Source organism: Brevibacterium litoralis, from assembly GCF_040212315.1.
Classification (GTDB): Bacteria; Actinomycetota; Actinomycetes; order Actinomycetales; family Brevibacteriaceae; genus Brevibacterium; species Brevibacterium litoralis.
Genome location: NZ_JBDIUY010000015.1, coordinates 84058 through 95978, shown reverse-complemented (window position 1 = coordinate 95978; position 11921 = coordinate 84058). Strand labels below are relative to the sequence as shown.

Genomic DNA, 11921 nt, shown 5'->3' with positions numbered 1-11921 from the left:
CACCGACGTCCCCACGTACTTCGACTGACCCGCGGTCCGGCAGCAGCGCCACAGCTGCGTTGTCGATCGCTCGACGTAGGAACCCCATGTACGCCTTCGCTCCTCCGCCTTGCTGTGACGGCACTGCCGAACCGCGGGCATGGACCGCCCCGGCTGTGCTCGACGCCGCCCCGGAACCCCACCGCCCCGATATCGTTCACGGCCCCCGTTATGTCGCGACACAACGGGGGCCGTGAACGATATCGGGGCGGTGGGGTTCCGGGGCGGCGTCGAGCACAGCCGGGGCGGTCCATGCCCGCGGTTCGGCAGTGCCGTCACAGCAAGGCGGAGGAGCGAAGGCGTACATGGGGTTCCTACGTCGAGCGATCGACAACGCAGCTGTGGCGCTGCTGCCGGACCGCGGGTCAGTCGAAGTACGTGGGGACGTCGGTGGCGCCGCCGGCCGCCTCGAACTCGGCGTGGACTGACGCGGCCAGATCGTCGTCGGCCAGGTAGTCCAGCGCGGTGCCGGCGAGACCGAAGGCCCCGTCGAGGCCGGCCGATTCGGCCGCAGGGGTGGCCGAGGCCTCGGCGAACTCGCGGGTGTGGAGCGCGACCTCGGTCCCGGACACCTTGACGAGCGGGTGGATGCCGGGCATGCGGTAACTGAGGTTCCCGAAGTCCGTGGACGCGGCGATCGACTCGTCGAGGACCCCCGGCGCCAGCGGATCCCGTCCCCGGTCACGTTCGTGTGCGACCCACCGGCCGGTGAGTGCGGTGTTCGTCCGGATGGGCAGGGTCGCCGGGTGCGGGTCCCAGGTGAGTTCGACGCCGGTCCCGGTCATGAGGGCGGCGCCGCGGGCGGCGTCCTCGACACGGGAGGACAGGTCCCCCAGCGTCTCCGGGAACTTCGAGCGGACGTAGAGGCGCATCGCGGCACGCTCGGTGATGATCGACGGGCGGGTGCCGCCCTCGGTGACGACCGCGTGGATCCGGTCGATCGGCGGCATCTGCTGCCGCAGCACCCCGAGCCCCTGGTACATGAGATTCACCGCGTCGAGCGCGTTTCGCCCCATGAAGGGCTGTGCCGAGGCGTGCGCCGCGACCCCCGTGAAGGTGACGTCGAGCAACCGTCGGCCCAGCCACACCTGGTCGGCGGCGTCGTATCCGTACCCGTGGACCATGATCGCCGCGTCGATGTCGGTGAAGGCACCACCGCGCGCCATGTGTTCCTTGCCGCCGTGCCCTTCCTCCGCCGGGGTCCCGTAGAGGACGACCCGACCGGGGAGGGTGCCCGGAGCCGCCTTCTCGGCGAGTGCCAGGGCGAGGAACGCCCCCACTCCGGCCGTCGCGATCACGTTGTGCCCGCAGGCGTGGCCGATGCCCGGCAGTGCGTCGTACTCGGCGAGGATCCCGATCGACCGGGCAGGCGTTCCGTCGGCGCGGGTGGTGGGACCGGCCGCCGCACGCAGGGCGGTCGCCACTCCCCCGACGCCCCGTTCGACGTCGATGCCGTGCCCGGTGAGCAGATCCGCGATCGCAGCGGCACTGCCGACTTCCTCGAAGGCGGGCTCGGCGAGTGTGTGGATCCGGTGGAGCAGGGCCACGAGGTCGTCGCCGACCGTGTCGAGGGCCGCGCGAACCCGGTCGAGGAGCGCCGCCGAGGCGCCCGCGAAGTCCGAGGTCACGCGCGGGAAGGTGCGTGCGCGCACCTGTGTGTCGTGGGCGAGGGTCCCGACGTAGTGGTCGTCCGGGACGGTGGGGACGGACAGGTCACGGAGATCGTGGTGGGGATGATCGGTCATGACCTCCGAGCCTACCGGCTGGGCCCGTCGGTCCGGCCGGTCAGGTCAGGGCAGCGGTGGGGTGCCGGGGTGCGGGCGGCGTTCGACTCAGCCCTCCTGGAGCATGATCCGGGTCGAGTCCACCTTCTCGACGACTACCGGGTCGGCGGCGAGTGCCTGCTGGAAGGCGGCGAGCCGGTCCGGGTCCGGTCGATCGGCCACCGTGAGCACGAGGGTGATCTCCGGGCCCCGGACGTGGACCTCACGGCTGCCCGGCGCCAGACCCACCGCATCGATCCAGTCGAACCGGCGGGCGACGGCCCCGCAGGCCTCGGCGACGGTGGCGTCGGCCCAGGCGGGCGTCCACTCGTGCCCCTGGACGAAGGCCCACAGTGCGGTGCGACGGACCAGGAACGGATGGTCGGAGCCGGGGTCGAGGACGACGAGCTGGGCGCCCTCCTCGATGGCCGCCACGCACAGGCGTTCGGCCTCGATCGGGACGGGCCGGGCCTCGGTGCCCCAGGCGGTGAGCGTCGGGATGTCGCTGAAACCCGGAGTGCACTCACGCCCGTCCTCGGCGGCCAGGCGGACCATGGCCATGTCCGACCTGTTGTCGTGCACGAGCCCCGCCTCGTCGGTCGTGTGTTCGACGGCGGTCGGCAGGACCGGCGCGTAGAGACGGGCGCCGGCCAGGGCTTCGAGGACCCCGCGGTGTGCCTGGGGGTCGAGCGGGTTCGCGCCGACGACCTCCAGCGCGGCGGCGAGGACCGGCACGGCCTCCCCCGTGTCCCCGGAGAAGGGGTTGGGGTGCAGGTCGCGTCCGGCCCAGGCGGTCCCCGCCGAGTCCGCGGTGTTCGCGGACCCGGCGGTGTCGGCAGGGCTCCCGGGCGCCTCGGCCGCGGAGGACCCGCCGAAGGCACCCTGCAGGTGAGCGGGGAGCTCGGGCATCAGTGGCCGGTTCCGCCGGCGACCTCGAGGGCCTCCTGGAGGGTGAACTTGCCGGCGTAGAGCGCCTTGCCGACGATCGCGGAGTCGACACCGGCCGGCACGAGTTCCCGCAGTGCCCGCAGGTCGTCGAGGGAGGAGACGCCACCGGAGGCGACGACCGGCTTGTTCGTGCGCTGGGCGACGGAGGTCAGCAGTTCGGTGTTCGGGCCCTGGAGGGTGCCGTCCTTGTTGACGTCGGTGACGACGTACCGGGAGCAGCCCGCCTGCTCCAACTGGGCGAGGACCTCGTAGAGGTCACCGCCGTCGCGGGTCCAGCCGCGGGCGGCGAGCGTGGTGCCCCGGACGTCGAGGCCGATGGCGATCTTGTCGCCGTAGAGACGGATGACCTCGGCGGTCCACTCCGGGTTCTCCAGGGCAGCGGTGCCGATGTTCACCCGCTCGGCACCCGTGTCGAGGGCACGCTCCAGGGACTCGGTGTCGCGGATGCCACCGGAGATCTCGATCTTGAGGTTGACCGCCTTGGTGACCTGCGCAAGGAGGTCGTGGTTGGAGCCCCGTCCGAAGGCGGCGTCGAGATCGACGAGATGGATCCACTCGGCACCGGCGGCCTCGAAGTTCTGGGCGGCCTCGACCGGGGAGCCGTAGTCGGTCTCCGATCCGGCGGCGCCCTGGACCAGGCGGACGGCCTTGCCGTCGGCGACGTCGACGGCCGGGAGCAGGGTGAGAGGCGGCAGCGTCGTGGTGGACTCGGTCATGGGTACGTCTTCTTCCCGTCGGTGGATGGTGTGGGGGTGTGCGGGTGGAGCAGTGTGGCCGGAGGTCTCAGAGGATCGAGACCCAGTTGCGCAGCAGGCCGTAGCCGGCGTCCCCGGACTTCTCCGGGTGGAACTGGGTGGCCCAGGTCGTGCCGTCCTCGACGGCGGCGACGAAGGGCTCCCCGTGATCGGCGAAGGTGGTGAGCGTGCCGGTGGGCGCCTCGTGTGCGGCATAGGAGTGGACGAAGTAGAACCGTTCGTCCTCGACACCGGCGAACATCCGGGAGCCCGCGGGTGGCCGGACCTCCGACCACCCCATGTGCGGGACGACCGGAGCCTGCAGGCGGGACACGGCACCGGGCCAGATACCCAGGCCGGTGCTCGTGATCCCGTGCTCGGTACCGGACTCGAAGAACACCTGGATGCTCACGCAGATGCCCAGGAGCGGGCGGTCGGCGGCGTGCCGGGCGCGGATGACCTCCGGGGCGCCGACGGACTCCAGGCCCTCCATGACGGCGGCGAAGGCACCGACCCCGGGGACGACCAGGCCGTCGGCGTCCGCGGCCCGGTCGAGGTCCGAGGTGAGTTCGACCCGGACGCCGGTGCGTTCGACGGCGCGGACGGCGGAGCGCACGTTGCCGGAGCCGTAGTCGAGGACGACGACGTCCTTCTGTGCCGGGGCGGTCTGTGCCGCATCGGTCCGTACCGTGTGCGTGGCGGGAACGGTGGTCATGCCGCCACCGCCGTCCGGGCGCGGACGAGCAGGGACCACAACCGGTAGCCGGCGAATCCACCGACCACGAGGGCCATGAGGAGCACGAGCCCGCCCACGAGCACCGCGCCGTTGCCGAGTGCGATCCCACCACCGACGAGGGCGACGAGCGCGAGCAACAGGGCCACGGCCCACATGAGTGCGGTCCGCGCGATCGCCGCGCGTTGCGGGGTCATGGTGAGCGAGGACGCCTGGATCTTCGACATCGTGGAGGTGTCGATGTGGCCCTCGACATCGGTCGGTTCGAGGGACTCCAGCAGCAGCGGTTCGAGCTCGTCGGGGAGGTTGCTGAGCGCGAGGCCCGCGGGGACGTCGGCCTCGCGCTCACCGTGCCGGTAGTGGGCGGCGTCGATCCGCTCCTCGCTGCGGACCATGAGCAGGACCTCGTGCTTGCCGGCGATCGTCGAGATCGCGGCGGCCGCGGCATTGCCCGCGGCGATGTCGGTGCCCTCCTGGACGACGGCCGAGAACTGTCCGAGGGGGACGACGACACCCGGGATGTCCGACAGGACGCAGGCGGCGGCCAGCTGCTGCGGGACCCCGAACGGGGTGACGATGACGGTGCGGCTCACAGGGCTCCCTTGGTGCTCGGAATGTCGGTGATGCGCGGGTCGGGTTCGACGGCCTGCCGCACGGCGCGCGCGAAGGCCTTGAACTCCGCCTCGGCGATGTGGTGCGGGTCGCGACCGGCCACGCAGGTGAGGTGCACGGTGAACCCGGCGTGGAAGGTCAGTGACTCCAGCGAGTGACTCACCATCGACCCCGTGAAGTGCCCACCGATGAGGTGGAACTCGAAGCCCGTGGGCTCCCCGGTGTGGACGAAGTAGGGCCTCCCGGAGACGTCGACGACACAGGAGGCCAGGGCTTCGTCGAGCGGCACGCTCGCATTGCCGTAGCGGCGGATCCCGGCCTTGTCCCCGAGCGCCTCCCGCAGGCACTGCCCGATGACGATGGCGGTGTCCTCGACGGTGTGGTGGACGTCGATGTGCAGATCCCCCGTCGCCTTCACACGCAGGTCGACGAGGGAATGCTTGGAGAACGCGGTGAGCATGTGGTCGTAGAAGCCCACACCCGTGTCGACCTCCGACTTCCCGGTCCCGTCGAGGTCGAGGGCGACCTCGATCGACGATTCGGAGGTTCTCCGGGAGGCGTGCGCCGTGCGCGGGCCCTCGAAGGGGGTCACGGTCGGAGTGGAGGTCATGCGGACTCCTCGGCGGTCTCGGAGGTGGTGAGGTGGGTGGGGTCTGCCGCGAGGAGCGCGGCGCAGGCGTCGAGGAACGCCGTGGTCTCGTCGGCCGTCCCGGCGTTGACGCGCAGGTGGCCGGGGATCCCGATGTCCCGGACGAGGACGCCGCGGTCGAGCAGACCCTGCCAGAACGCGCTCGGGTCGGTGAGGCCACCGAAGAGCAGGAAGTTCGAGTCACTCGGGACGACGTCGAGACCGAGGTCCGCGAGACCCGCTGACATCCGGTCGCGTTGGCGGATGAGTTCCTCGACGTTCGCGAGCAGAGAGTCCGCGTGGTCCAGCGCAGCACCCGCGGCGGCCTGGGTGAGTGCCGAGAGGTGATAGGGCAGCCGGACGAGCCGCAGTGCGTCGATGAGGGCCGGATCGGCCACCGCGTAGCCCAGTCGCACACCGGCGAAGGCGAAGGCCTTCGACATCGTCCGGGAGACGACCAGACGTGGATTGTCCGGCAGCAGGGTCAGCGCGGAGACGTACCCGGGCCGGGCGAACTCCGCATAGGCCTCGTCGACGACGACGATCCCCTCGGTCTCGGCGAGCACCGCCCGGACGACGTCGAGGTCCAGGCCGGTACCCGTCGGGTTGTTCGGCGTGCAGAGGAACACGACCTCGGGTCGGTGCGCGCGCACCGCGGCGACGGCCGCGTCCGCCGTGAGGGTGAAGTCCGCGGCACGCTCGGCGGTGATCCACTCCGCCCCCGTCGAGGTGGTGATGAGGGAGTGCATCGAGTAACTGGGAACGAACCCGAGTGCGCGGCGTCCGGGGCCCCCGAAGGCCTGCACGATGTGGGAGAGGACCTCGTTCGACCCGTTCGCCGCCCAGATACCCGCCGGGTCGACCGGTGCGTGTGCGACCGGCTGCCCGCTCGCGGCGTCACGGCCACCCTGACGGGTGAGGACACCGTCGAGGTAGCGGGCCAGCCGCGCCCGCAGGGCGGTGAACTCGCGGTCCGGGTACCGATTGAGGTGTGGGAGCTCCGCCTGCAGCGCATGGTCCATGGCCTGTACGACGTCCGCCGGGACGTCGAAGGCGTTCTCATTCACGTTGAGCCGGACGGGGATGTCGAGCTGGGGAGCGCCGTACGGGGTCTGGCCGCGCAGGTCCGCGCGGAGGGGGAGGTCCTCGAGGTTCGTCACGACCGGGATTCTACCGGGGAGGTCCGCACGCGGCGGCACCGGGACCCCTCACCGAACCGGTCGACCCGATCGGCGGGGTCCGACCGATCAGTGGGATGGGACCGCGAGCTCCTGGCCCGGGTGGACGATCTGCGAGGACAGTCCGTTGAGTTCGACGATGGCGAGGACGACGTCCCGGACGTCACGGTCACCCGCGGCCTCCCGGGCGACCGTCCACAGGGAGTCACCCTGTTCGACGACCACGGTGTCGAAGGCCCCGACCTCCGCGGAACCGGAGGCCGCGGCGTCCGGGCGCAGCCCGAGGACCGCAGCGAGGACAACGCCGACGAACACCGCCGCGAGGAGCAGGGTGCGGGCCAGACGGAGGAACCGCCGGCCCCGTGGGGTCCAGCGGACGGCCGCGCGTTCCCGTGCGGGATGGGTGCGCAGACCGTGCGAGGTGGCGAACGAAGCCAGCGGGGAAGCGGTGAGAGAGCTCATGTTCGTACTCCTGCGTGTCGTGGGCCGCGCGACCGACGGGATGCCCCGTCGCCGGCGGTGCCTGCCGTGTTCGAACGTCAGTTCCGAACACGTGTTCTATTGAACCGGACATTAGAACAGATGTCCACCCACCTCGAACAGATGTGCGAAGATGGATTCGAACGAGCTGATCGTCCGGACGTGGCACACCCTTCCAGGAGCCTCGGACACACTTCTTGCGACCGGTCACTTTCAGCACCATTCGGGCACTACACCGACTACCGGCAGGTGGAGACATGAGCACGAAGAAGACGGAGTCCCCCGACCCGCAGGAGAGCCCGCGCCCGCGCGGGCGCCCCCGCAACGACAGCGTGGAGAACGAGGTCCGACGGTTCCGCGACGAGCACGGTCAGATCCTCGAGTTCCCGGAGGGCTCCGCGGCCGCCGGGGACACCCGCCTGACCCCGCGGCAGCGCCTCGTCCTCGAGACGATCGAGCAGGCCGTCTACGAGAACGGGTACCCGCCGAGCATGCGGGAGATCGGCAAGGCCGCCGGGCTGGCCTCCCTGTCCTCGGTCGCCCACCAGCTCTCGCAGCTCGAGCGTCTGGGCTACGTCCGCCGCGACCCCAAACGCCCCCGGGCCATCGAGATCGTGAACCCGGCCGAGGAGCAGCCACCGGCGACCGAGGCGACCGTGAGCCACCTCCCGGCCCACTCCCCCGTGGCGGAGTCCGACAACGCCCAGGTCCCGCTCGTCGGGCGGATCGCCGCCGGTGGTCCGATCACCGCGGAGCAGAACACGGAGGACGTCTTCACCCTCCCCCGGCAGATCGTCGGCCAGGGTGACCTCTTCACCCTCAAGGTCGTCGGCGACTCGATGATCGACGCGGCCATCTGCGACGGCGACTGGGTGGTCGTCCGCAAGCAGCAGGACGCGGACAACGGTCAGATCGTCGCCGCGCTCCTCGACCACGAGGCGACGGTGAAGACCCTCAAGCGCACCGGCGGCAAGCAGTGGCTGCTGCCCCAGAACGCGGACTACGAGCCCATCGACGGCGACCACGCCCAGATCATGGGCATCGTCACGGCGGTCATCCGCTCGGTCTGAGCTCCTCCCACCCCTGCCGTCCACGCACGAGGCGCGGTCCCCTCCGGGACCGCGCCTCGTGCGTCTTTCCACGCCCGTCTCCCGCCCGTGCGCAGGCCCGGGCCGACGGGACCGACCCTTCGACCGTCCCTCAGCCCTCGGCCAGCCGTCCGAGGGCCTGGCGGACCGCACCACCGTTCTCCGTGAGCCACATGGGCGGGAGCGAACGCAGCAGGAAGCCCGCATAGCCGGCGGTCCGCATCCGGGAGTCGAGCACCGCGACGACACCGCGGTCGTCGACACTGCGAATCAGGCGGCCTGCGCCCTGCGCGAGACGCAGAGCGGCATGCGTCGCACTCACGCTGATGAAGCCGTTGGCCCCGTTCTTGTGCGCCTGATGGGTCCGCGCGGTCACGAGCGGGTCGTCGGGGCGTGGGAACGGGATCCGGTCGATGACGACGAGGCGGGACGTCCGGCCGGGCACGTCCACGCCCTGCCACAGGGACATCGTCCCGAACAAGCAGGTGCGGTCGTCGGCGGCGAACTGGCTCACGAGCGACCCGAGGGTGTCCTCACCCTGGAGGAGGATGGGCAGATCGGTACGTTCCCGCATCTCCTCGGCGGCGCGCTGGGCGCCGGCCCGGGAGGAGAACAGCCCCAGTGCACCACCGGCGGAGGCCTCCAGCAGTTCCTGCAACTCGTCGAGCGCGTCGTCGCCCAGTCCGCTGCGGCCGGGCCGACGCAGGTGGGAGGCGACGTAGAGGATCCCCTGCTTCTCGTAGGCGAAGGGCGACCCGACGTCGATGGAGTCGTAGCGGGGCGCCTCGGGACCGGCGAGGCCCATGGAGGCCGCCACGGGTTCGAAGGACCCGCCGAGGGCCAGCGTCGCGGAGGTCGCGACGACGGTCGCCTCCTCGAAGATCCCGCTGCGCATGGTGCCCGCCACCGACAGGGGCGCGACGACGAGGGACACGGTCTCCCGGTCCCGGAAGTTCGACCGGGACACCCAAGAGACGTCGTTGCCGGCGCGTTCGGTGATCCGGTCAGCCAGGTCGAGGATCTCCTGCAGGCGGGCGCGGGCCATCTGACGGCCGGCGTCCGGGGCCTTCGAGTCCTGGTCGGCCCCGGAGTCGGCGAAGATCTGCTTCGCCGCGTCGCGGATCGCGACGACGGCGTCGGCCAGGTCGTCCGGCCAGTGGGTGATGAGGCCGTCCTCGGCGTTCGCCAGGGCCTTGCCGAGGGCGGAGGCCGCGGTGTCCAACATCCCGACGACGGTGTCCTGCACCGTCGTGTGCTTACGGGCCGAGGAGGCCGCCGCCTCGAGCATCGCCACCGTGATCGCCCCGGACAGCGCATTCGTCACGCGGTCGCGCAGTTCGTGTGCCTCGTCGACGACGACGGCCGAGTGCTCGGGCAGGACGGAGTTCTCCCCGAAGGCGTCGATGGCCAACAGTGCGTGGTTGGTGACGACGACGTCCGCCTCGGCGGCCCGTGCCCGGGCGAGTTCCGACCAGCACTCCTCGACGAGCGGGCACTTCTGGCCCAGGCAGTCGAAGGCGTTGACCGACACCTGCGACCACGCGCGGTCGCTCACGCCGGGGGTGAGGTCGTCACGGTCGCCGGTCTCGGTCGACGCGTCCCAGGACCGGATGCGGCGGATCTCCTCCTCCAGACGGGTCATCGCCGCCGGGGAGTCCGGACCGCGGCCGGCACCACCGCCACCCACCCGGTCCCCGGCCGTGTCCGCGCCGAGGTCGAAGAGCATCCCGGCACCCTCGTCCGGGTACCCGCCGTCCATCTTGTACTTGCACAGGTAGTTGCGCCGGCCCTTGAGGACCGCCGCCTTCGGCTTGCGCGGTAGCTCCGCCCCGACGGCCTTGACGAGCCTGGGCAGATCACGGTCGACGATCTGCGCCTGGAGCGCGAGTGTCGCCGTCGACACGACGACCCGGTTCCCCGTCCGCACCGAGTGCTCGACCGCGGGGACCAGGTACGCGAGCGACTTACCGGTGCCCGTCCCCGCCTGCACGAGCAGATGCGTGCGGGAGTCGAGGGCGCTCGTGACCGCCTCGGCCATCCGCTGCTGTCCCTCGCGCGGACTGCCGCCGAGCGCGGCGACGGCCCCGGCGAGCAGCTGCTCGGTCGGGCTCACTCCCCCGTCCCCGTCGCCGAGGTGCCCCGTCCTCCGGTGCCCGTCGCGGGGTCCGCGGCCGGACCGGCCCCGTCCACGACCGCGTCCCCGACGACCATGTCCGGACGCAGGAAGTCACGCAGCGCGTCGAGCAGGTCACCGTCGACGCGGGCCTGGAGAGCGGTCCCGGAGTCGAGGTACTCCTCGTGGAGGACGGTGCCCTCGTCGTGGATCCGGGAGACGAGTGATCCGCGGTCGTAGGGCACGAGCGCGGTGATCTCGTGTTCCGGGACCGGGAGCAGGGCGTCGAGGGTGCGGCGCAGGTCGTCCATCCCGTCGCCGGTCGCCGCGGACACGGCCACGGAGTCCGGCAGTTCCCGCAGCAGCCGCGCGAGCGCCACCGGCTCGGCGATGTCCGCCTTGTTGAGGACGACGAGCTCCGGGATGTCGGAGGTGTCGACGTCGGCGAGCACCTCGCGGACCGCCCGGACCTGACCGAGAGGATCGGGGTGGGCGGCGTCGACGACGTGGAGGATGACGTCGGACTCGGCGGCCTCCTCCAGCGTCGACCGGAAGGCCTCGACGAGCTGATGGGGCAGGTTGCGGACGAATCCGACGGTGTCGGTGAACGTGAAGTCCCTCCCGTCGGCCGTGACCGCCTGGCGGACCGTCGGGTCGAGGGTCGCGAAGAGGGCGTTCTGCACCATGACACCGGCGTCGGTGAGCCGGTTGAGCAGGGACGACTTGCCGGCGTTCGTGTACCCGACGATCGCCACAGAGGGCACCCGGTTGCGCGTCCGGTTGGCCCGCTTGGTCGCCCGCGCCGGCTTCATCTGCTTGATCTCGCGGCGCAGCTTGGCCATCCGTTCACGGATCCGGCGCCGGTCGAGCTCCATCTTCGTCTCACCGGGACCACGCGAGCCGATGCCCGCACCGGCGGCCACCCGGCCACCGGCCTGCCGGGACATGCTCTCGCCCCAGCCACGCAGGCGCGGGAGCAGGTACTCCATCTGGGCGAGCTCGACCTGGGCCTTGCCCTCCCGGCTCTTGGCGTGCTGGGCGAAGATGTCGAGGATGAGGGCCACCCGGTCGATGACCTTGACCTTGACGACGTCCTCCAGGGCACGGCGCTGGGAGGGGACGAGCTCCGTGTCCGCGACGACGGTGTCCGCACCGACGGCGGCGACGACGTCGGCGAGTTCCCGGGCCTTGCCCGAGCCCAGGTAGGTGCTCGGATCGGGGTGGTCGCGGCGCTGGAAGAGGCCGTCGAGCACCTCCGCGCCGGAGGTCTCCGCGAGGGCGGCGAGTTCCCGCAGCGAGGTCTCCGCCTCCGCCGCGTCGGTGGAGTAGACACCGATGAGGACGACCTTCTCCAGCCGGAGGGAGCGGTACTCGACCTCCGTGATGTCCTCGAGCTCCGTGGAGAGTCCGCCGACGCGGCGCAGCGCCTGGCGTTCGAGGAGGTCGATCTGGGAGTCGTCCTGGTGGACCAGACGGTCGTCGGTGAGGGCCGTACCGCTGCGCGAGAGCACACGGTCGATCATGGCGCGGGAGCGGTCTTCGCTCGCTTCGGTCACGTACGCTTCTTCCTGTCGTTCACGAGGGTGCTCCATTCTCTCACGAAGT

Annotated in this window: 11 protein-coding genes; 1 reads left to right on the top strand and 10 read right to left on the bottom strand. The window is 71.3% G+C overall.

Annotated features, from left to right (window positions below; genetic code table 11):
- Positions 1 to 404: 404 nt before the first annotated feature.
- From AAD496_RS05645 to AAD496_RS05610, 8 genes are all read right to left on the bottom strand, one after another.
- On the bottom strand, positions 405 to 1784 hold the full coding sequence (locus AAD496_RS05645; RefSeq protein ID WP_349827677.1) for a M20 family metallopeptidase: 1380 nt from the start codon (positions 1782 to 1784) through the stop codon (positions 405 to 407).
- A gap of 87 nt (positions 1785 to 1871) precedes the next feature.
- Positions 1872 to 2711 (bottom strand): SseB family protein, encoded by an 840-nt coding sequence (locus tag AAD496_RS05640; RefSeq protein ID WP_349827676.1) that lies wholly within the window; start codon positions 2709 to 2711, stop codon positions 1872 to 1874.
- On the bottom strand, positions 2711 to 3466 hold the full coding sequence (gene priA / locus AAD496_RS05635; RefSeq protein ID WP_349827675.1) for a bifunctional 1-(5-phosphoribosyl)-5-((5-phosphoribosylamino)methylideneamino)imidazole-4-carboxamide isomerase/phosphoribosylanthranilate isomerase PriA: 756 nt from the start codon (positions 3464 to 3466) through the stop codon (positions 2711 to 2713). Before priA ends, AAD496_RS05640 begins: the two co-directional genes overlap by 1 nt.
- 67 nt (positions 3467 to 3533) lie before the next feature.
- A complete protein-coding gene (gene hisH, locus AAD496_RS05630; protein WP_349827674.1) occupies positions 3534 to 4199 on the bottom strand; it encodes an imidazole glycerol phosphate synthase subunit HisH in 666 nt (221 codons plus the stop codon).
- A complete protein-coding gene (locus AAD496_RS05625; RefSeq protein ID WP_349827673.1) occupies positions 4196 to 4810 on the bottom strand; it encodes a hypothetical protein in 615 nt (204 codons plus the stop codon). Before AAD496_RS05625 ends, hisH begins: the two co-directional genes overlap by 4 nt.
- Positions 4807 to 5439 (bottom strand): imidazoleglycerol-phosphate dehydratase HisB, encoded by a 633-nt coding sequence (gene hisB / locus AAD496_RS05620; protein WP_349827672.1) that lies wholly within the window; start codon positions 5437 to 5439, stop codon positions 4807 to 4809. Before hisB ends, AAD496_RS05625 begins: the two co-directional genes overlap by 4 nt.
- Positions 5436 to 6617, bottom strand: coding sequence for a histidinol-phosphate transaminase (locus tag AAD496_RS05615; protein WP_349827671.1), 1182 nt, complete (start codon positions 6615 to 6617; stop codon positions 5436 to 5438). Before AAD496_RS05615 ends, hisB begins: the two co-directional genes overlap by 4 nt.
- An 87-nt stretch (positions 6618 to 6704) precedes the next feature.
- Positions 6705 to 7097 carry a LysM peptidoglycan-binding domain-containing protein gene (locus tag AAD496_RS05610; protein WP_349827670.1) on the bottom strand — a complete coding sequence of 131 codons (393 nt, stop codon included), beginning with the start codon at positions 7095 to 7097 and terminating at the stop codon, positions 6705 to 6707.
- A 275-nt stretch (positions 7098 to 7372) separates the two neighbouring features.
- Between AAD496_RS05610 and lexA the strand changes: the two genes are divergently transcribed.
- Positions 7373 to 8185 carry a transcriptional repressor LexA gene (gene lexA / locus AAD496_RS05605; protein ID WP_349827669.1) on the top strand — a complete coding sequence of 271 codons (813 nt, stop codon included), beginning with the start codon at positions 7373 to 7375 and terminating at the stop codon, positions 8183 to 8185.
- Between the two features lie 130 nt (positions 8186 to 8315).
- Here lexA and AAD496_RS05600 read toward each other — a convergent pair whose 3' ends face one another.
- Entirely contained in the window at positions 8316 to 10316 is a 2001-nt protein-coding gene (locus AAD496_RS05600) for an ATP-dependent DNA helicase (protein WP_349827668.1), read from the bottom strand.
- Positions 10313 to 11908 carry a GTPase HflX gene (gene hflX, locus AAD496_RS05595; protein WP_433913727.1) on the bottom strand — a complete coding sequence of 532 codons (1596 nt, stop codon included), beginning with the start codon at positions 11906 to 11908 and terminating at the stop codon, positions 10313 to 10315. Before hflX ends, AAD496_RS05600 begins: the two co-directional genes overlap by 4 nt.
- Positions 11909 to 11921 lie beyond the last annotated feature (13 nt).

Excerpts from the sequence above, each read along its gene's own strand:
- AAD496_RS05645 (WP_349827677.1), bottom strand. The coding sequence starts at position 1,784 with ATGACCGATCATCCCCACCACGATCTCCGTGACCTGTCCGTCCCCACC.
- AAD496_RS05640 (WP_349827676.1), bottom strand. The coding sequence starts at position 2,711 with ATGCCCGAGCTCCCCGCTCACCTGCAGGGTGCCTTCGGCGGGTCCTCC.
- priA (WP_349827675.1), bottom strand. The coding sequence starts at position 3,466 with ATGACCGAGTCCACCACGACGCTGCCGCCTCTCACCCTGCTCCCGGCC.
- hisH (WP_349827674.1), bottom strand. The coding sequence starts at position 4,199 with ATGACCACCGTTCCCGCCACGCACACGGTACGGACCGATGCGGCACAG.
- hisB (WP_349827672.1), bottom strand. The coding sequence starts at position 5,439 with ATGACCTCCACTCCGACCGTGACCCCCTTCGAGGGCCCGCGCACGGCG.
- AAD496_RS05610 (WP_349827670.1), bottom strand. The coding sequence starts at position 7,097 with ATGAGCTCTCTCACCGCTTCCCCGCTGGCTTCGTTCGCCACCTCGCAC.
- lexA (WP_349827669.1), top strand. The coding sequence starts at position 7,373 with ATGAGCACGAAGAAGACGGAGTCCCCCGACCCGCAGGAGAGCCCGCGC.
- hflX (WP_433913727.1), bottom strand. The coding sequence starts at position 11,908 with ATGGAGCACCCTCGTGAACGACAGGAAGAAGCGTACGTGACCGAAGCG.